Source organism: Streptomyces sp. Act143, assembly GCF_003143935.1.
Classification (GTDB): domain Bacteria; phylum Actinomycetota; class Actinomycetes; order Streptomycetales; family Streptomycetaceae; genus Streptomyces.
This window is the reverse complement of record NZ_QFRX01000001.1, coordinates 5,861,246-5,880,941: the sequence shown is the minus strand read 5'-3', so window position 1 is coordinate 5,880,941 and position 19,696 is coordinate 5,861,246. Positions and strand designations below refer to the sequence as shown.

Genomic DNA, 19,696 nt, shown 5'->3' with positions numbered 1-19,696 from the left:
CAGCCGGGTGAGCGACCCGACGATCAGCCTTTTTACCGGCCTCTCACCGTGACAGACGCAACCGCGCCCGGACCCCCGCCGCGCCCCCGCCGCCCGCTCACCGCCGCGGCGACAGCGCGGCCAGCTGCTCGGCGAAGGGCACGACCTCGATGTCCGCCCCGCCCCGCGCCGTCTCCCCGGCCGCCCCGGCCGCCCTGTCCTTCTCGGCCGTGCCGGCCACCGCGGCCCCGGTGCCGGTGCCGACCCTGGTGCCGGACAGTCCGGCCATCAGCCCCGCCAGCTCCCCCGCGGCCCGCTCGATCCGGCTCTCCAGCCCCTCCGCGCCCCAGTCCTCCGAGGCGGCGTAGACGGCGGTCGGCACGACGACGGCCCGCAGGTAGGCGAACAGCGGCCGCAGTGCGTGCTCCAGCACCAGCGAGTGCCGCGCGCTGCCCCCGGTCGCGGCGACCAGCACCGGCTTCCCCGCCAGCGCGTCCTTGTCGAGGACGTCGAAGAACGACTTGAACAGCCCGCTGTACGACGCCGAGAACACCGGCGTGACGACGATCAGCCCGTCGGCCCCCGCCACCGCCTCCTGCGCGGTGGCGAGCGCCTTGCCGGGAAACCCGTTGGTGAAGAAGTGCGCGATCTCCACGGCGAGTTCACGCAGCTCGACGACCCGCACCTCCACGGGTGTCCGCCGCCCCACGGCCGCGGCCAGCCGGTCGGCGAGCAGCCGTGTCGAGGAGGGCACGCTCAGTCCCGCCGAGACGACGACAAGCTTCATGACACAGTCTCCTTCTTCACCCCGGCCAGCAGCGACGCGTGCGTGGGCGCCTCCGGCACATCATCCGGCCGCCCCTTCGCGAACTCCTCGCGCAGCACCGGAACGACCTCCTCGCCGAGGATGTCGAGCTGCTCGAGGACGGTCTTCAGCGGCAGCCCCGCGTGGTCCAGCAGGAACAGCTGGCGCTGGTAGTCACCGGCGTACTCGCGGAAGCTCAGCGTCTTCTCGATGACCTGCTGCGGGGAGCCCACGGTCAGCGGGGTCTGCTCGGTGAAGTCCTCCAGCGAGGGCCCGTGCCCGTACACCGGCGCGTTGTCGAAGTACGGCCGGAACTCCCGCACGGCGTCCTGGGACCTGGCCCGCATGAAGACCTGGCCACCGAGCCCGACGACGGCCTGTTCGGCGGTCCCGTGCCCGTAGTGCGCGTACCGCGTCCGGTACAGCTCGACCATCCGCTTGGTGTGGTCGGCCGGCCAGAAGATGTTGTTGTGGAAGAAGCCGTCGCCGTAGTAGGCGGCCTGCTCGGCGATCTCGGGCGAGCGAATGGACCCGTGCCACACGAAGGGCGGCACCCCGTCCAGCGGTCGCGGGGTGGAGGTGAAGCCCTGGAGCGGGGTGCGGAACTTGCCCTCCCAGTCGACGACGTCCTCGCGCCACAGCCGGCGCAGCAGCGCGTAGTTCTCGATGGCGAGGTTGATGCCCTGCCGGATGTCCTGCCCGAACCAGGGGTAGACCGGCCCGGTGTTCCCGCGCCCCATCATCAGGTCGACGCGCCCGTCGGCCAGGTGCTGGAGCATCGCGAAGTCCTCGGCGATCTTCACGGGGTCGTTGGTGGTGATGAGGGTCGTGGAGGTGGACAGCACGAGCCGCTCGGTCTGTGCCGCGATGTAGCCGAGCATGGTGGTCGGCGAGGACGGCACGAACGGCGGGTTGTGGTGCTCGCCGGTCGCGAAGACGTCCAAGCCGACCTCCTCGGCCTTCAGCGCGATGGCGACCATGGCCTTGATGCGCTCGCGCTCGGTCGGTGTCCGGCCCGTCGTGGGGTCCGGCGTGACGTCGCCGACGCTGAAGATCCCGAACTGCATGGCCGATCACCCTCCAAGTTGTTGACCGTTCAACCATACCGTCGAACGGCCACGGCGCCCCCGTTATTCCACACGAATCCCGGTTGACACCCCGGCGGGCCGTCTCCCATATTTATCTGCGTGACACAGATACTGCATCACGAAAATAGATCGGGAGGCGTTCTCCCCGCCCGCACCCGCTGGGCGATCCTGGCCGTGATCCTGGCCGCCGACGTCCTCGACCTCCTCGACGCGACGATCACCAACATCGCCGCCCCGACCATCACCGCCGACCTCGGCGGCGGCCCCGGCCTCGTCCAGTGGCTCGGCGCCGCCTACGCCCTCGCCCTCGGCGTGCTCCTCGTCCCCGGCGGGCGGCTCGGCGACCGATACGGCCGCCGCAGGCTGTTCCTGGCCGGCCTCGCCGGTTTCGTCGCCGCCTCCCTGGCCTGCGGCCTCGCCCCCACCCCGGCGGCCCTCGTCGCCGCCCGCCTGCTCCAGGGCGCCTTCGGAGCCCTGGTCATCCCGCAGGGCTTCGGCATCCTCGGCGCCACCTGGCCCCGCGACCAGATCGGCAAGGCCTTCGCCCTGTTCGGCCCGGCGATGGGGCTCTCCGCCGTCGGCGGCCCGGTCCTGGCCGGCTTCCTGGTCGACGCCGACCTCGCGGGCCTCGGCTGGCGCCCCATGTTCCTGATCAACCTGCTCCTGGGCGGCGCCGCCCTGTTCGCCGCCACCCGCCTGCTCCCCCGCGACACCGGCGACCGTTCCGTCTCCGTCGACGGCCCCGGCTCCGCCCTCCTGGCGGGCGCGATGCTCGGCGTACTGGGCGGCCTGATCGACGGCTCGGCACAGGGCTGGACCACCCGCCCCCTGGCCCTGCTGCTCCTCGGCCTCGCGGCGTTCGCCGCCTTCTGCCACCGCCAGCGCACCGCCGCCCACCCGCTCATCGAGCCCTCGCTCCTGCGCAACCGCGGCTTCGCGGCGGGCCTCACCCTCGGCGTGGTCGCCTTCGCCGCGACGGCCGGCCTCCTCTACGTCATCTCCCTCTTCCTCCAGCAGAGCCTGGGCCGCACCCCCGCCGGCACCGCGCTGGGCCTGATCCCCCTGACCCTCGGCATCGTCATCGCCTCGATCGCCTGCCACGGCCTGATCCACACCTACGGCCGCCGCCTCGCCGTGACGGGGCTGCTGATCCTCCTGGCGGGCTGCGTCTGGCTGACCCTCGTCGTCCACCACTCAGGCGCGCACACCACCAGTTGGGCCCTGACCCCGCCCCTCGTGATCCTCGGCATCGGCATGGGCACCTGCTTCGGCACGATCTACGACCTCACGATCGGCGACATCGCCCCCACCGAGGCCGGCAGCGCGAGCGGCTCCCTGAACGCGGTCCAGCAACTGGCCAACGCGACGGGGGCGGCGGCGGTGACGACGGTGTACTTCCACACGAACGGCACGATGAGCTTGCTGGTGGTGGCGGCGGCGGTGACGACATGCCTGCCCTTGACGGCCCTGCTGCCGGCCGGCCCGCAAAAGGAACAGCATCACTGACGCCGCCGAAGGGGCGCGGGGAACTGCGCGACAAGCCACAGTCAACCCGCACCCGCCGATCAACCGGGCCCCCGAGCTCCTAGGCACCCGGCACCAGCACGACCCGTCCCCGGACCCCGCCCCCGGCCAGCACCGCATGCGCCTTTCCCGCGTCCTCCAGGGAGAAGGTCTCGGCCACCCTCAGGCTCAGCACCCCGGAATCCACCAGACCGGCCAGCTCCGCGAGCCGTCCGCCATCGGCGCTGACCTCGACGGCCGTGGCCCGCACCCCCCGTACCCCCTCGGGAGCAGCCTGCGGAATGACTCCCACGTAGGTGCCCCCGTCCCGCACCCACTCCAGGGCCCCCGCCCCCAGCACCGCCGCATCCAGCACCGCGTCAAACGCGCCGGCCCGCCCCTCGACGACGAAATCCGACGCCCCGAGCGAACGCACCAACTCCTCGTCCGCCGCCCGGGCCAGCCCGGTCACCACGACCCCCCGCTCCGCGGCGAGCTGCACCGCGAAGCCGCCAACGGCCCCCGCGGCCCCGGTCACCAGCAGCGACTGCCCCGCCGACAGCCCCAGCAGATCCAGCGCCTGCGCGGCCGTCAGCCCGTTCAGCGGCAGCGTCGCCGCCTCCACCGCCCCCACCGTCCGGGGCGCCAGCGCCACCGCGTCCGTGGGCACGACGACGTACTCGGCGTGGGTGCCCAGCGGCTTCACCATCCCGTAGTCGAGGGCGACGACCTGGTCCCCCACACTCCAGGCGCTCGCGACGCCCACCGCGTCCACCGTCCCGGCGACGTCCCAGCCCAGCCCGATCTGCTTGCCCGCGCCCCCGAAGAAGCCCTGCCGCACCCCGGCGTCGACGGGGTTCACCGTGGCCGCCGCCACCTTGATCCGCACCTCGCGCGCGCCCGGCTCGGGCACCTCGGTCTCCACGACCTCGACGACCTCGACCCCACCGAACGCGTTCACGACCGCAGCACGCATGACTGCCAACTCCCTTGAGTAAACCGGCTGTTGGCGACCGCCGAGCTCCTCGGCGACCGCGCTCCATCTGCCGACAACCCTAGGAAGAGCTACTATCTCCTGGTAAGTAGTTACCTGAGAGTGCGTTTGTCCCCCGGAGGTGAGTCATGGCGACCATGACGGCGGCCCAGCGCCGCGAACAGGCCCGTGTCGAGTACGACGCGTTCATCAGGGGCTGCCCCACCAACCAGCTCCTGGACCGCCTGAGCGACAAGTGGGTCAGCCTGGTCGTCTCCGCCCTCGCCGCCGGCACCATGCGCTACAGCGACCTCGGCCGCAAGATCGCCGGCGTGAGCCCCAAGATGCTCACCCAGACCCTGCGCTCACTGGAACGCGACGGCATCCTGGCCCGCACGGTCACCCCGTCCGTGCCGGTCCGCGTCGACTACGAACTCACCCCGCTCGGCCACAGCCTGGCCCTGCTCCTGACGGCCGTGAAGGACTGGGCGGAGACCCACATCGAAGAGGTCCACGAGGCCCGCGAACGCTACGACGCACAGGACGAGCAGGTCGCCTAGAACTCCCCGGCCCGCAACCGCTCCACCTGCCGCGCGCTGAACTCGGTCGTCCGCCTCATGTGCTCGACGATCAGCCCGAGCTGGCCGGCGTCCAGATCGTCGAAAAGAGCCGTCCAGCCGCCCCCGAGCCGGTCCCACATCCGCCCGAACTCCACGATCTTCTCCGGCACGGTGGCCACCAGCACCCGCCGCCGGTCCTCCGCGTCCCGCTCCCGCACCACGTAACCGGCCCGCTCCAGCCGGTCCACCAGCCGGGTCGCCGACCCGGTCGTCAGCCCGGTCAGCTCGGCGATCCGGCCCGTCGTCACCGGACCGCCCTCCAGGGTCAGCAGGTTCAGACACTGCAGATCGGTGGGGTGCAGGCCGAGGTGGTCGGCGACCGCCTGGTTGAAGAGGGCGTACGAGGCCATGTACCGGCGGGAGACGACCGACAGCTCGTCCAGCAGCCGCTCCCGCGCCGTTCCGCTCATACCGCCCCGCACCTCCGTCGTCTGCGCCGTGCAGAAAGCGTACGACGCACACACCCCCGACCCTGGACCGGTCAGAAGCAGGGGCCAGAAGCAGGCGTTCAGAAGTAGTACGAGTCCCCGGTGTCCAGCACCAGCACCCGCTGCCGGTCGTTCGCCCGATTACGGTCCACCACCCCCGCGCTCCACACCGTGTCCATCTCCAGCAGCACCTCCGACGGCTCCCCCCGCAACCGCACCCGCAGCTCGATCCGCTCCCCCAGCCCGTCCGCCGCCAGCGCCCCCACCCGGCACAGCACCACCCGCGCGCCCGAGCGCGCGCACCCGTCCGGAAGCTGCTGCCGGTTGGCGAGCGGCTCCGACCAGCGCAGCCGTACCGTCGCGTCCGGGACGGCGGACGGCCCGTGGTTGCGCGGTGTGAACCGGACGTCGACCCGGCCGGAGGCCATGCTCGCGGCACCGTGATAGGCGAGGTCGGCCTCGGGGGCGTAGGCCACCCATCCGTCGTCGGGCCCGCCCACGGCCCGCACGTCAGGCACGGCCTGCACTGCCTGCACGGCCTGCACGTCAGGCACGGCCTCCGCGGCCTCCGCAGCCGGAGCCACCCCGCACACCGCTGCCGCCCCGACCGCCACGCACGCACCCAACACCCGAACCCGCATACCGCCCACTCCTCAGAGGAGACTCCACCGTGGTCGTACGGATGTATCCCACGCGCAGCCGCGGGCAGGCGCCGTCCATCAGGTGAAGCCGCCGTGCGAACCTGCCGACCATGAACGTCATCCGCTCCGCCGCCCTCTTCGTCGTCGCCGCCCTCTTCGAGATCGGCGGCGCCTGGCTGGTGTGGCAGGGCGTGCGCGAGCACCGCGGCTGGCTGTGGATCGGCGGCGGCGTGCTCGCCCTCGGCGCCTACGGCTTCGTCGCCACCCTCCAGCCGGACGCCCACTTCGGCCGCATCCTCGCCGCGTACGGCGGGGTCTTCGTCGCCGGTTCGATCCTGTGGGGCATGGCCGCGGACGGCTACCGCCCCGACCGCTGGGACGTCACGGGCGCCCTGGTCTGCCTCGCGGGCATGGCGGTCATCATGTACGCGCCCCGAGGACAGTGAGCCGCGCCGCCGCCCGCCGAGGTCTCCGCCATACGGACCGCCCCGGGGAATCCCCCGCACCCCGCCTATCCTGGGCGGAAGTCCGCCCCGCACACCACCACGCCCGAGGAGCACCCCATGGCCACCGCCGCCCCGTCCGCCGCCTCCCGCATCGCCGTCGTCACCGGTGCGAGCAGCGGAATCGGTGCCGCCACGGCCCGTGGACTGGCCGCTGCCGGGTACCGGGTCGTCCTCACCGCCCGCCGCAAGGACCGTATCGAGGCGCTGGCGGAGGAGATCAACGCGGCGGGCCACCAGGCCACGGCCTATCAGCTGGACGTCACCGACCGCGCCGCCGTCGACGAGTTCGCCACCGCCTTCAAGACGATCGGCGTCCTGGTCAACAACGCGGGCGGCGCGCTCGGCGCCGACCCGGTCGCGACCGGCGACCCGGCCGACTGGCGCACGATGTACGAGACGAACGTCATCGGCACCCTCAACCTCACCCAGGCCCTGCTGCCCAAGCTGATCGCGAGCGGCGACGGCACGGTGGTGGTCGTCTCCTCCACCGCCGGCCACGGCACCTACGAGGGCGGCGGCGGCTACGTGGCCGCCAAGCACGGCGCCCACGTCCTCGCCGAGACCCTCCGACTGGAGATCGTCGGGCAGCCGGTGCGCGTGATCGAGATCGCGCCCGGCATGGTGAAGACGGACGAGTTCGCCCTCACCCGCTTCGGCGGCGACGAGGAGAAGGCGGCGAAGGTCTACGCGGGCGTGGCCGAGCCCCTGACGGCCGACGACGTCGCCGAGACGATCACCTGGGCCGTCACCCGCCCCGCCCACGTCAACGTCGACCTCCTGGTCCTGCGCCCGCGCGCCCAGGCGTCGAACACCAAGGTGCACAGGGAGCTGTGATGGCCGAGGCCGACGAGTCGGAGCGGCGGCGCCTGGCGCTGGAGAAGAAGCGCGAGCGGATCGTCTGGTACTACCTCGGGTACTTCCTCTTCGGCATCCACATCGTCGCGTTCGTGATGATCTACGCGGTCACGCACGCGAAATAGCCGAGCGCGGCAGGGAGCCGGGACCATAGGGTCACCGCCTGTGGACAGACACGTACCCTTCGACGGCCTGCACAACTTCCGTGACCTGGGCGGCTACACGACGGCCGACGGCCGGCGCGTCCGCCCGGGCCGCCTCTACCGCTCGGACTCCCTGGGCAAGTTGACGACCGGCACCGCCGACTGGGACCGCTTCCTGTCCCTCGGCATCGGCACGGTGATCGACCTGCGTCATGACTGGGAGATCGAGGCGAGGGGCCGCGTCCCGGCCGCCCCCTCCCTCGACTGGATCAACCTCAGCATCGAGCACCGCCCCTACGACCAGCCGTCGTTGGGCCCCGACGTCGACCCCGGCCCCTATCTGGCCGAGCGCTACCTGGAGGTCGCGGAGGACGGCGCGAAGGAGATCCGCCGGGCCCTGGAGCTGATCGCGGAGGCGGACGCCCCGGTGGCCTTCCACTGCGCCTCGGGCAAGGACCGCACGGGCGAGATCGCGGCCCTCGTCCTCGGCCTCCTCGGCGTCGACGAGGCCACGATCATCGAGGACTACAGCCTCACGGAACTGGCCGCTCCGGCCCTGCTGGCCGACTGGAAGGCGCGGAACGGCGGCAAGGCACCGACCTGGCTGGGCTTCGGCAGGGCCCCGGAATCGGTGATGCGCCTGTTCCTCCAGGAGCTCAGGTCCCGCTACGGCTCGGTGGAGGGCTACGTCAGCCGGGCCCTCGGCTTGGACGCGGACGCCCTGTCGGCGAGACTCCGCGCGAACCTCCTGGAGCCGGCGCCCACCTCCTGGCAGCCCCTGACGTACCGCAGGGCGACTCCGGCGGACGCGGAGACGCTGGTCCGGCTCCGCGACTCCCTGGCCCTGTGGATGCTGGCCCGGGGCATCGACCAGTGGAAGCCGTCGGAGAAGGACGAGGCCCACTTCGTACGCCGCATGACGGAGGGCGAGGTCTGGCTGGCCCACTCCGGCCCCCACCTGACCGGCGCCTACGAACTCTGGTGGACCGACGATGCGGCCTGGGGCCCCCGCCCCGCGGACGCCGGCTACATCCACCGCCTGATGACGGTCCCCCACCTGGCCCCACCCGGCACCGGCCGAGCCCTCCTGACCCACGCGGAAACCCGCATCACCGCCTCAGGCCGCCCCCACGCCCGCCTGGACTGCCTCGCCACCAACCCCCGCCTGCGCACGTACTACGAGTCGGCGGGCTACACGGTCGTCGGCGAACAGCCCGCGAAGGACGGCGGGTTGGGCAGCCCTTACGCGGTGACCCTGCTGGAGAAGCGACTGCCCCGGGGCCTGTCCCAGCCGGCCCCCGCGAAGGGCTGACGACACACGACCCGCCGCGTCAGCCCTTCACACAGACGACCTGCTTCAGTTTCGCCACGACCTCCACGAGGTCGCGCTGCTGATCGATGACCTGCTCGATCGGCTTGTACGCACCCGGAATCTCGTCCACGACGCCGGAGTCCTTACGGCACTCCACGCCCCGCGTCTGCTCCTCCAGGTCCTTCGTCGTGAAGCGACGCTTCGCCGCGTTCCGACTCATGCGCCGACCGGCACCGTGCGAGGCCGAGTTGAACGCCTTCTCGTTACCGAGACCCTTCACGATGTACGAGCCCGTCCCCATCGAACCCGGGATGATCCCGTATTCGCCGGAACCGGCCCGGATCGCTCCCTTGCGGGTGACGAGCAGGTCCATGCCCTCGTAGCGCTCGCGGCTCACATAGTTGTGATGGCAGCTGATCTCAGGCTCGAAGGTCGGCTTGGCCTTCTTGAACTCCTTGCGGATCACGTCCTTGAGGAGCGCCATCATGATGGTGCGGTTGTACTTCGCGTACTCCTGGGCCCAGTAGAGGTCGTTCTGGTACGCCGCCATCTGCGGGGTGTCCGCCACGAAAACAGCCAGGTCACGGTCGACCAAGCCCTGATTGTGCGGGAGCTTCTGGGCGACACCGATGTGGTAGTCGGCCAGCTCCTTGCCGACGTTGCGCGAGCCGGAGTGCAGCATCAGCCACACAAACCCGGAGTCGCAAATGTTTACTTCCACAAAGTGATTGCCGGCTCCGAGCGTCCCCATCTGCAAGGCCGCTCGCTCACGCCGGAACTTCACCGCCTCCGCAACCCCCTCGAACCGCCCCCAGAACTCCTCCCACCCACCGGTGGCCAGCCCATGGAACCGCCCCGGCTCCACAGGACTGTCATGCATCCCCCGCCCCACCGGAATAGCCTGCTCGATCTTCGACCGCAGCCGCGAAAGATCCCCCGGCAGGTCATTGGCCGTCAGCGACGTCTTCACCGCCGACATGCCGCACCCGATGTCCACGCCGACCGCGGCCGGGCACACCGCCCCCTGCATGGCGATGACCGATCCGACCGTCGCCCCCTTGCCGTAGTGGACGTCCGGCATGACCGCCAGTCCCTTGATCCACGGCAGGGTCGCGACGTTCCGCAGCTGCTGGAGCGCGACCTCCTCCACCGCCGCGGGGTCGGTCCACATACGGATGGGAACCTTCGCACCCGGCATTTCCACGTACGACATATCGTCCTCATTCCCCCGGAATCAGTTGCAAAGTCTCACATCGCAAAACCGGCGCCAAGGTCAACGAAAGGGGCGACGGACCGGCATCCACGGCTGTGCGTGCGATACACATGGTGCGCAGGGGCCACCCACGCCCGGCAAGCGAATAACCAGCAGTGACAAGCACCGACCAGCAGCATCGAGAGGAGCCGACCGTGCAGCGGAAGGCGTACGTACCCGGCGTCGCGGCCCTCCTCGTGGCGCTGCTCGCCGCCGGCTGCACCAGCGGCTCGGACACCGGCGGTACGGACGACAACTCCAACCCGGGCGACGCAGGCACCGCCTCCGCCGTGGCCGAGCCCGGCCGTTACCGCACCCTCCCGGAGCCCTGCGGCGCGGTCGGCCAGGACACCCTCGACGCGCTGCTGCCCGGCATCCAGCAACTCGCCGACGAGGAGCAGCAGGAGAAGGCGTACCAGGGCACCCCGACGACCACCTTCGACACGGACCGCAAGGTCGGCTGCCAGTGGAAGGTGGAGTCGGCCGACGCCACCGACCATCTCCTCGTCGACCTGGAGCGTGTCGTGTCGTACGACAACGCCGTCAGCGACGACACCCAGGCGCAGGCGCTGTTCGCGGAGCAGCAGACGGCCGCGCATCTGCCGGAGCCGTCCGAGTCGGCGACGTCGGACGTGAGTTCCTCGCCGACGCCGAGCGATGCCGCGTCCGCCTCCGCGTCGGCCTCGCCTTCTTCCGCCGCGTCCGCTTCCGGCTCTGCCTCCTCCACCGCCTCCTCCTCTCCCTCGCCCTCCGACGACTCCGACGCCGCCGATCTCCAGCCGCGCGTCCTGGACGACCTGGGCGACGAGGCGTTCCTGAACGACGTGGTGAGCAGTTCGGGTTCGACCGCCCGGCAGCGCACCGTGACTGTGGTGTTCCGCACGTCCAACGTGATCGTGAGGGTCGAGTACGAGGAGCAGCCGACCATGCTCGGCATCACCCCGGACAGCAAGGAAATGCAGGACAGGGCAAGGAATCTGGCCGCCGAACTGGCCGACGCGATGGCGGGCTGACGCCGCTCGGTGACGTTCGGCGATGCTCGCGAAGCGGAACCGCACAGCTGTCCCACCGCGTACCGTGGCCCCTCGGACCCGATCCGACCGCAGGAGCACGAGCAGCGTCATGAGTGAAGGAACCATGCAGCGAGCAGCACAGAGCGACCAGCGTGACAAGCGAGCGAAGCGCACCCACCGGGTTCTTCTCGGCGCAGCCGCCGTCCCCCTGATGCTGGTGGCCACGGCCTGTTCCTCGGACTCCGGCTCGTCGTCGGACGACAGCGGCGCCACCGGCAGCGGCGGCAAGAGCTCCGAGACCTCCGCGTCCGCCAGCCCGTCGCCGACCGTGCAGGCGGCGGCGTACAAGTCGCTGCCGGACGCGTGCGACACCCTGTCGAAGGACACGCTCGGCGACCTGGTCCCGAAGGCGTCCAAGTCCGGCAAACAGGGCAAGTCGGACGACATCGCGACGCGCGGCAGCTGCTCCTGGTCGAGCCTGGACAACAACGGCGTCAAGGGCTCCCAGTTCCGCTGGCTGAACGTCTCCCTGCTCCGCTTCGACTCCGACGCGACGCGCGGCGAGGGCGACAAGCTGGCGCAGGAGTACTACGACAAGCAGGTCCAGGACGCCCAGTCGGTGGAGGGCGCGAAGAACGCGAAGTCGGAGCCGGTGACGGGCACGGGCGACCAGGCCACGCTGGTCCGCTACGACCTCAAGAAGAAGGAAGGCGCCTTCAAGCAGCAGACGCTGGTCGCACGCGTCGAGAACGTCGTCGTCACCCTCGACTACAACGGCGCGGGTCTGGCCGGCGAGAAGACGCCGAGCGCCGACACCCTCGCGAAGCTGGTGAAGACGGCGGCGAAGGAGGCGGTGGCGTCGGTGACGAAGGCGAACACCTCCGGCGGATCGGCCGGTACGGCGGCGAGCCCGTCCCCGTCGAAGTCGGCGTCCAAGTCGGCGTCCAAGTCCGCCTCTCCCTCCGCATCTCCGTCCAAGTCGGCCGCGAAGAAGAGCTGACGAAGCGCTGAAAAGGGCCGCCGAGCCCTACCGGCCACCCGTGCGCCGCACGCATGTGCCACTCTGTTGCGCGCAACAACACGCAAGGGGAGGGGAGTACGGGTGGCCGCGCCAATGCAGCTGACTCGGATGCACCGCGTTCTCATCGGCGTGGTCGTGTTCGGCGCAGTGATCATCGCCGGCATCGGCTTCGCGGGTTCGTACGCCGCAGTCCGCGAACTCGCCATCAAAAAGGGCTTCGGGAACTTCAGTTACGTCTTCCCGATCGGCATAGACGCGGGCATCTGTGTCCTGCTGGCCCTGGATCTGCTGCTGACGTGGATCCGCATCCCCTTCCCGCTGCTCCGGCAGACGGCCTGGCTCCTCACCGCCGCCACGATCGCCTTCAACGGCGCGGCGGCCTGGCCGGACCCGCTGGGCGTGGGCATGCACGCGGTGATCCCGGTCCTCTTCGTGGTCGCGGTGGAGGCGGCCCGGCACGCGATCGGCCGGATCGCCGACATCACGGCGGACAAGCACATGGAGGGCGTCCGCCTCACCCGCTGGCTGCTCTCGCCGGTCCCCACGTTCCTGCTGTGGCGCCGCATGAAGCTGTGGGAGCTGCGCTCCTACGAGCAGGTCATCAAGCTGGAGCAGGAGCGCCTGGTCTACCAGGCCCGCCTGCGCTCCCGCTTCGGCCGCTCCTGGCGCCGCAAGGCCCCGGTGGAGTCCCTGATGCCCCTGAGGCTGGCCCGCTACGGCGTGCCGCTGGCGGAGACGGCCCCGGCGGGCCTGGCGGCTGCGGGCATCGAGCCCGCGCTGCTGCCTCCGGCCCCGCACCAGGTCGAGGCGCCCGCGCCCGCCCCGCGGGCCGTCGAGGCGGCACCCGTCCCGCAGCAGCAGGCGGCGCCCGCTCAGGAGCAGTACCAGCCGGAGCCGGACGAGAGCCCCTGGTTCAACGCCCCCCAGCAGATCGAGTACCAGGGCGGCTACGACCCCACGTACGACCCGCAGCAGCAGTACGAGCAGTGGTACGAGGAGCAGCTCCAGGCCGAGGAGTACCAGCAGCAGCACCAGCCGACGTACGAGGAGCCCTCTCCGGAGGAGACCGGCAGCTTCCCCATCCCGGTGACCCCCAACCGCACCCGTGAACTCGGCGAGGGCGGCGGCTCCCCCGAGCCGGACGAGGAGTCGTACTACCAGGTCTTCAAGAAGTCGATAGGCGGCACCGGCTACCCCACCCCGCGTGAGTTCAGCGAGAACGTGGAGGCCGAGTTCAGCCTGGTGCTCCCGCCGGACGAGGCCAAGCGCATGGTCAACCGCTTCACGAACCGGTACAACGCGGAGCTGGAAGAGGACCACATCGCGTAACGAGAACACATGGGGAAGGGGCCCTCACCAGAGGACCCCTTCCTTCTGCATTACCTCTTACCGCTTACTCGCCGAGCAGACTCCGCACCCGCTCCTGCCCGACCGCCAGCAGCAGCGTGGGCAGCCGCGGGCCGGTGTCGCGGCCCACCAGCAGGTGGTACAGCAGCGCGAAGAACGTCCGCTGGGCGGTCTTGATCTCCGGCGGCAGCTCCTTGGGCGTGGCGTCGGCCGAGAACCCGGCCTGCACCTTGGGCACGCCGTAGACGAGGTGGGTCAGCCCGTCGAGCGACCAGTTCGCCTCAAGGCCCTCCAGCAGCAGCCGCAGGGACTCCCGGGACGCCTCGTCGAGGGACTTCAGCAGCTCGGCGTCCGGCTCCTCGCGCACGATGGTCCGCTGGTCGGCGGGGACGTGCGTGTTGATCCAGGCCTCGGCCTTGTCGTACCGGGGACGGGCCTCGTCCAGGGACGACAGCGGGTCGGACGGGTCCAGCTCGCTGAGGATGCGCAGCGCCTGGTCCTCGTGCCCGGCGGTGATGTCGGCGACGGACGCGAGGGTCCGGTACGGCAGCGGACGCGCGGTCCGCGGCAGCTCGCCGCCCGCCGTACGCACCGCACGCGAGTGCGCGGCGACGTCGGCCGGGAGGGCGGACCCGTCCGCGACCTTGGCGTCCAGCTTGTCCCACTCGTCGTAGAGCCGCTGGATCTCCTGGTCGAAGGCGATCTTGAAGGACTGGTTGGGCTTGCGGCGGGCGTAGAGCCAGCGCAGGATCTGCGGCTCCATGATCTGGAGCGCGTCACCGGGGGTGGGCACGCCACCGCGCGAGGACGACATCTTCGCCATGCCGCTGATGCCGACGAAGGCGTACATGGGCCCGATGGGCTGCTTGCCGCCGAAGATCCCGACGATCTGCCCGCCGACCTGGAAGGAGGACCCAGGCGAGGAGTGGTCGACGCCGCTGGGCTCGAAGACGACACCCTCGTACGCCCACCGCATCGGCCAGTCGACCTTCCAGACCAGCTTGCCGCGGTTGAACTCGTTCAGCCGCACGGTCTCGGCGAAGCCGCACTCGTTGCAGGTGTACGACAGCTCGGTGGTGTCGTCGTCGTACGAGGTGACCGTCGTCAGGTCCTTCTCGCAGTTGCCGCAGAACGGCTTGTACGGGAAGTACCCGGCCGACCCGGAGGACCCGTCGTCCTCACCGGCCGCGCCGGACCCCTCGGCGGCCTCCAGTTCGGCCTCGTCGAGAGGCTTCTGCTGCTGCTTCTTGGCCGGGGCCTTCTTCGTCCGGTACTGGGCGAGGATCGCGTCGATGTCGGCGCGGTGCTTCATGGCGTGCAGGATCTGCTCGCGGTACGTGCCCGCCGTGTACTGCGCGGTCTGGCTGATCCCGTCGAACTCCACACCCAGCTCGGCGAGCGCCTCGACCATGGCGGCCTTGAAGTGCTCGGCCCAGTTCGGGTACGTCGACCCGGCCGGCGCCGGGACGGAGGTCAGCGGCTTGCCGATGTGCTCGGCCCACGAGTCGTCGACCCCGGCGATGCCCTTGGGCACCTTGCGGTACCGGTCGTAGTCGTCCCAGGAGATCAGGTGCCGCACCTGGTGACCGCGGCGGCGGATCTCGTCGGCGACGAGGTGCGGGGTCATGACCTCGCGCAGGTTGCCGAGGTGGATGGGCCCGGACGGGGAGAGCCCGGACGCGACGACGACCGGTTTGCCCGGGGCCCGACGCTCCGACTCCTCGATGACCTCATCCGCGAAACGGGAGACCCAGTCGGTGGTCTCGGTGCTCTGAGCCACGGGGCACGTCCTTCTTTCTCCTGAAGCAGCCGGTACGGTCTACGGCTGGCGTTGCCATTGTCCCAGTTCCATCGGCAAGCACGAAAACGCCTTTTCGCGGACGCGCCCGAAGGCGGCGCAGCCGCCTCCAGGGGCGCGGGGAACTGCGCGACCAGCCCCCACCGGCCCGCAGCCGCAAAAACCCTTTTACCCCCCGTGGGATACTGACTCCGTCTAAGCAACCCCGAGGAGAACGGCTCCCACCCCATGGCCCCGGTCACGCCCCTCAGCGCCTCCGTCGAGCAGCAGCTCACGTCCGCCATCTCCGCCGCCTTGCCGGAGACCACCGACGTCGACCCCCTGCTCCGACGCAGCGACCGGGCCGACTACCAGGCCAACGGCATCCTCGCCCTCGCCAAGAAGAACAAGGCGAACCCCCGCGACCTGGCCACGGACGTCGTCGCCCACCTCACCACCGGCGAGGTGATCAAGGACGTCGAGGTCTCCGGCCCCGGCTTCCTCAACATCACCGTCTCCGACAAGGCGATCACCGAGACCCTCGCCGCCCGCGCCGCCGACGGCGACCGCCTCGGCGTCCCCCTCAAGGACGAGCCGGGTATCACGATCATCGACTACGCCCAGCCGAACGTGGCCAAGGAGATGCACGTCGGCCACCTGCGCTCCGCGGTGATCGGCGACGCCCTGCGCGGCATGCTCGACTTCACCGGCGAGCGGACGATCGGCCGGCACCACATCGGCGACTGGGGCACCCAGTTCGGCATGCTCATCCAGTACCTGATCGAGAACCCGGACGAACTGTCCGCGGAGACCGACACGGACGGCGAGCAGGCCATGTCGAACCTGAACCGGGTCTACAAGGCCTCGCGCGCGGTCTTCGACGCCGACGAGGACTTCAAGGAGCGCGCCCGGAAGCGGGTCGTCGCCCTTCAGTCCGGCGACAAGGAGACGCTCGACCTGTGGCAGCGGTTCGTGGACGAGTCGAAGGTCTACTTCTACTCCGTCTTCGAGAAGCTCGACATGGAGATCCGGGACGACGAAATCGTCGGTGAGTCGGCGTACAACGACGGCATGCCGGAGACCGCCCGCCTCCTGGAGGAGATGGGCGTCGCGGTCCGCTCCGAGGGCGCGCTCGTCGTCTTCTTCGACGACATCCGCGGCAAGGACGACCAGCCGGTCCCGCTGATCGTGCAGAAGGCGGACGGCGGCTTCGGCTACGCGGCCTCCGACCTGACCGCGATCCGCAACCGTGTCGTCGACCTGCACGCGACCTCGCTGCTCTACGTCGTGGACGTTCGTCAGTCCCTGCACTTCAAGATGGTCTTCGAGGCGGCCCGCCGGGCGGGCTGGCTGACCGACGACGTCACCGCGCACAACATGGCCTACGGCACGGTGCTGGGCGCGGACGGCAAGCCGTTCAAGACGCGTGCGGGCGAGACGGTACGGCTGGAGGACCTGCTGGACGAGGCCGTCGAGCGGGCCACGGCGGTCGTGCGCGAGAAGGCCGAGAAGGTGGGCCTGACCGAGGACGAGATCGTCGAGAACGGGCGGTACGTCGGCATCGGCGCGGTCAAGTACGCGGACCTGTCGACCTCGGCGAACCGGGACTACAAGTTCGACCTGGACCAGATGGTGTCGCTGAACGGCGACACGAGCGTGTACCTCCAGTACGCGTACGCGCGTATCAAGTCGATCCTGCGCAGGGCCGAGGGGGCGGCCCCGGCCGCCCACCCGGAGCTGGAACTCGCCCCGGCGGAGCGGGCGTTGGGCCTGCACGTGGACGCGTTCGGTGCCACGGTCTTCGAGGCGGCGACCGAGTACGCCCCGCACAAGCTGGCCGCGTACCTGTACCAGCTGGCGTCGCTGTTCACGACGTTCTACGACCAGTGCCCGGTGCTGAAGGCCGACACGGAGGAGCAGAAGGAGAACCGCCTCTTCCTCTGCGACCTGACCGCCCGCACCCTCCACCAGGGCATGGCCCTCCTCGGCATCCGCACCCCCGAGCGCCTCTAGAAGACCCCCACATCCGGTCAACTCCCGCTGTGAGCCGTCTGTGAAGACCTGGTGCGCCCCCGCCGCACCAGGTCACTCGGCGCCCGAACGGGACCCGGCGCTTCACCAACCCCCCACACCACGCTTTGCACACATCAAGGCGGCGCTCCGAAACCGCCCCGCGCCGTACTCGCCCGTAACGGCGTCCGGTTAGCCCCGCCCCGCACCCCCGTGTCGTTGACCGATACACAACACCCCCGTCACGCTCCCCGTGGTCACTCCGAGTCGCATCGGCCCGGATGAGCCGATGCCATCACCACGGGGGAAATCATCAACACTCACCGCAGATCCATACGTTCAGTCCGCGGCGCGCTGCTCGCGTTCACCGCCGCGACCGCACTCACCGTCACCGCGCCGGGCAGCCCGGTGCAGGCCGCAACGGCCTCCGACACGACCCAAGTGAGCTACCGGGGCCACACGTTCACCGTCCCGGCCGACTGGGACGTCGTCGACCTCACCAAGCACCCCGACACCTGCGTCCGCTACGACCGTCACGCCGTCTACCTCGGCAAGCCGGCCACGCAACAGGACTGCCCGGCCGACGTGCTGGGCCGTACCGAGGCGCTCGTGCTGGAGCCGGGCGCCGGCTCGTCCGAAGAGCGGGTCGCGGAGAACCGCACCTCGCACACCTACTGGGCGACGGCCGACGACATCACCGTCACCGCGTCCTACGGCGAGAACCGCGACGAGATCAAGCGCATCCTCACCGGTGCCGGGCTTCCGGCGGCCGAGGCGACGCCTGCCGCCACCTCCGGCACCAGGGCCCCCGGCGTCTCCGTCCAGGCCGTCCCCGCCGACGCCACCTCCTACCAGGGCAAGGGCTTCGACCGCTGCGCCGCCCCGCCGACCGCCACGATGAACGCCTGGAAGGCCGCATCACCGTACGGCGCGATCGGGTTCTACATCGGCGGCGTCAACGCGGGCTGCAAGGACCAGGCGAGCGCCGAGTGGGTGCAGACGCAGTACACCAACGGCTGGCGCTTCATCCCGATCTACGTCGGCCCACAGGCGGAGGCCGGTTCGGGCAGCTGCACCGGTGACTGCGTGCCGATCACCGACCCGGTCCCGGAGGGCGCGGCCTCGGCCCGGGACGCCGTCGCGCAGGCCCAGAACTACGGCCTCCCGGCGGGCTCGGTCCTCTACTACAACATGGAGCACTACAACTCCGGCAGGGAAAAGGTCCTCGCCTTCCTGCAGTCCTGGACCAACACGATCCACGAACTGGGCTACCGCTCCGGCGCCTACGGCAGCGCCTCCTCCCTCGCCACCGACCTGGTCGCGGCGAACAGCGGCGGCTACGTCCTGCCCGACGTCATCAACTTCGCCCGCTGGGACGAGGTGGCGACGACCGAGGACCGGGCGATCCCGGCCGACCTGTGGGCGAACCACCAGCGGGTCAAGCAGTACGACGGCCCGACCGCGGACGACCCCAACAAGGAGACGTACGGCGGTATCACCCTCGATCTCGACAACGACCTCCTCGACGTGGGCCAGGGCGGCACCCAGCCCCCGGTCCAGAGGGACACGGCCCTGACGTACGACGGCCCGGCGACCGTCTCCAACGGCTCCCCGGCGACCCTGTCGGCCACCCTCAAGGAGAAGGACGCCGGCACCCCGGTCGCCGACCGCGAGGTCACCCTCACCCTCGGCCCGACGGACGCCCTGCAGACCTGCAAGGCGAACACGGACGCGCAGGGCAAGGCGAGTTGCACGATCGACAAGGTCGCCCAGCCGCTCAGCGCCGCGGCGACAGTCCCGGTGAAGGCGACGTTCGCGGGCGACGAGGCGTACAAGGCGTCCGAAGCCACCGCCGAGGTGAAGCTCCAGTACGTCACCGGCCGGGCGTACGGCCTCTCCGCCCACATCCCCGTCCTCGCCCTGCCGATCGGCATCGCCCCCACCCCGGACACCGGCACGGTCCGCGCGGCGGACGCCAAGACGGTGGCCCCCGCCTGCGCCGCACCGATCAACCTGCTGGTGCTGTCGGCCGACACCCTCTGCGCGAAGGTGGAGACGAAGATCGGCCCGAGCAGCGCGACCTCGACCGCGACCGTCGAGGACGCCCGGATCGGCCTGCCCGGCCTGCCGGTGGTCGCCCTCTCCGGTGTCACGGCGACCGCGACCGGCAGCTGCACGGCCACCACCGGCACCGCCGACCTGAAGCTGACGATCGCCGGCACCCCGGTCGACGTCGGTGACCTGCCGAACTACGCGATCGACCTGGGCCCCGCCGCCAAGCTCGTGATCAACGAGCAGATCAAGACGGCGAACGGCATCACGGTCAACGCGGCGCACCTGACGGCGGCGGGCGGTGTGGACGTGACCATCGCGTCGGCCGCGAGCGACGCCTACAACTGCGCGTGAAACGGGGGACGTTCACG

General features: G+C 70.7%; 18 protein-coding genes. 11 read left to right on the top strand and 7 right to left on the bottom strand.

All coding sequences use genetic code 11. The features are described 5' to 3' along the window. Window positions 1–97 precede the first annotated feature (97 nt). Entirely contained in the window at window positions 98–766 is a 669-nt protein-coding gene (locus DI272_RS26760; protein WP_109497798.1) for an FMN reductase, read from the bottom strand. After that, window positions 763–1,851, bottom strand: a complete 1,089-nt coding sequence (locus DI272_RS26755; RefSeq protein ID WP_109497797.1) for an LLM class flavin-dependent oxidoreductase — start codon at window positions 1,849–1,851, stop codon at window positions 763–765. Before DI272_RS26755 ends, DI272_RS26760 begins: the two co-directional genes overlap by 4 nt. 120 nt (window positions 1,852–1,971) lie before the next feature. Between DI272_RS26755 and DI272_RS26750 the strand changes: the two genes are divergently transcribed. Next, complete coding sequence (locus DI272_RS26750; RefSeq protein WP_258314686.1) at window positions 1,972–3,378, top strand: MFS transporter; 1,407 nt, start codon at window positions 1,972–1,974, stop codon at window positions 3,376–3,378. Window positions 3,379–3,457: 79 nt separating this feature from the next. Here DI272_RS26750 and DI272_RS26745 read toward each other — a convergent pair whose 3' ends face one another. Next, on the bottom strand, window positions 3,458–4,351 hold the full coding sequence (locus DI272_RS26745; RefSeq protein ID WP_109497796.1) for an NADP-dependent oxidoreductase: 894 nt from the start codon (window positions 4,349–4,351) through the stop codon (window positions 3,458–3,460). Window positions 4,352–4,497: 146 nt separating this feature from the next. Here DI272_RS26745 and DI272_RS26740 point away from each other — a divergent pair, with 146 nt between their 5' ends. Further along, window positions 4,498–4,908, top strand: a complete 411-nt coding sequence (locus tag DI272_RS26740; protein ID WP_109497795.1) for a helix-turn-helix domain-containing protein — start codon at window positions 4,498–4,500, stop codon at window positions 4,906–4,908. Here DI272_RS26740 and DI272_RS26735 read toward each other — a convergent pair. Together DI272_RS26735 and DI272_RS26730 are read right to left on the bottom strand one after the other, a co-directional pair. Next, window positions 4,905–5,378, bottom strand: coding sequence for a MarR family winged helix-turn-helix transcriptional regulator (locus DI272_RS26735; RefSeq protein ID WP_109497794.1), 474 nt, complete (start codon window positions 5,376–5,378; stop codon window positions 4,905–4,907). The genes DI272_RS26740 and DI272_RS26735 overlap by 4 nt on opposite strands. Before the next feature lie 98 nt (window positions 5,379–5,476). Next, window positions 5,477–6,037, bottom strand: a complete 561-nt coding sequence (locus tag DI272_RS26730; protein WP_181387319.1) for a hypothetical protein — start codon at window positions 6,035–6,037, stop codon at window positions 5,477–5,479. A gap of 110 nt (window positions 6,038–6,147) precedes the next feature. Between DI272_RS26730 and DI272_RS26725 the strand changes: the two genes are divergently transcribed. From DI272_RS26725 to DI272_RS26715, 4 genes are all read left to right on the top strand, one after another. Further along, on the top strand, window positions 6,148–6,483 hold the full coding sequence (locus DI272_RS26725; protein WP_109497793.1) for a YnfA family protein: 336 nt from the start codon (window positions 6,148–6,150) through the stop codon (window positions 6,481–6,483). Window positions 6,484–6,600: 117 nt separating this feature from the next. After that, on the top strand, window positions 6,601–7,377 hold the full coding sequence (locus DI272_RS26720; protein ID WP_109497792.1) for an SDR family NAD(P)-dependent oxidoreductase: 777 nt from the start codon (window positions 6,601–6,603) through the stop codon (window positions 7,375–7,377). Then, entirely contained in the window at window positions 7,377–7,523 is a 147-nt protein-coding gene (locus DI272_RS44635; protein WP_181387318.1) for a hypothetical protein, read from the top strand. Before DI272_RS26720 ends, DI272_RS44635 begins: the two co-directional genes overlap by 1 nt. Window positions 7,524–7,563: 40 nt before the next feature. Next, the gene (locus DI272_RS26715) at window positions 7,564–8,853 is read left to right on the top strand and encodes a tyrosine-protein phosphatase (protein WP_109497791.1); all 1,290 of its coding nucleotides are present in this window, start codon (window positions 7,564–7,566) and stop codon (window positions 8,851–8,853) included. A gap of 19 nt (window positions 8,854–8,872) precedes the next feature. On the opposite strand, the gene DI272_RS26710 is transcribed toward DI272_RS26715, so the two are convergent. Then, a complete protein-coding gene (locus tag DI272_RS26710) occupies window positions 8,873–10,066 on the bottom strand; it encodes an RtcB family protein (protein ID WP_109497790.1) in 1,194 nt (397 codons plus the stop codon). Between the two features lie 194 nt (window positions 10,067–10,260). Between DI272_RS26710 and DI272_RS26705 the strand changes: the two genes are divergently transcribed. From DI272_RS26705 to DI272_RS26695, 3 genes are all read left to right on the top strand, one after another. Then, complete coding sequence (locus DI272_RS26705; RefSeq protein WP_109497789.1) at window positions 10,261–11,118, top strand: hypothetical protein; 858 nt, start codon at window positions 10,261–10,263, stop codon at window positions 11,116–11,118. 124 nt (window positions 11,119–11,242) lie between these two features. Then, on the top strand, window positions 11,243–12,118 hold the full coding sequence (locus DI272_RS26700) for a DUF3558 domain-containing protein (RefSeq protein WP_258314685.1): 876 nt from the start codon (window positions 11,243–11,245) through the stop codon (window positions 12,116–12,118). 129 nt (window positions 12,119–12,247) lie between these two features. Then, complete coding sequence (locus DI272_RS26695; RefSeq protein WP_109497787.1) at window positions 12,248–13,468, top strand: DUF2637 domain-containing protein; 1,221 nt, start codon at window positions 12,248–12,250, stop codon at window positions 13,466–13,468. Between the two features lie 64 nt (window positions 13,469–13,532). Here the strand turns inward: DI272_RS26695 and lysS are convergent, their stop codons facing one another. Then, window positions 13,533–15,266, bottom strand: coding sequence for a lysine--tRNA ligase (gene lysS, locus DI272_RS26690; protein WP_109497786.1), 1,734 nt, complete (start codon window positions 15,264–15,266; stop codon window positions 13,533–13,535). A 246-nt stretch (window positions 15,267–15,512) separates the two neighbouring features. Here lysS and argS point away from each other — a divergent pair, with 246 nt between their 5' ends. Together argS and DI272_RS44915 are read left to right on the top strand one after the other, a co-directional pair. Then, window positions 15,513–17,276, top strand: a complete 1,764-nt coding sequence (argS, locus tag DI272_RS26685) for an arginine--tRNA ligase (protein WP_109497785.1) — start codon at window positions 15,513–15,515, stop codon at window positions 17,274–17,276. A 438-nt stretch (window positions 17,277–17,714) separates the two neighbouring features. Further along, the gene (locus tag DI272_RS44915) at window positions 17,715–19,679 is read left to right on the top strand and encodes a choice-of-anchor P family protein (protein ID WP_258314684.1); all 1,965 of its coding nucleotides are present in this window, start codon (window positions 17,715–17,717) and stop codon (window positions 19,677–19,679) included. The last annotated feature ends 17 nt before the right edge of the window (window positions 19,680–19,696 follow it).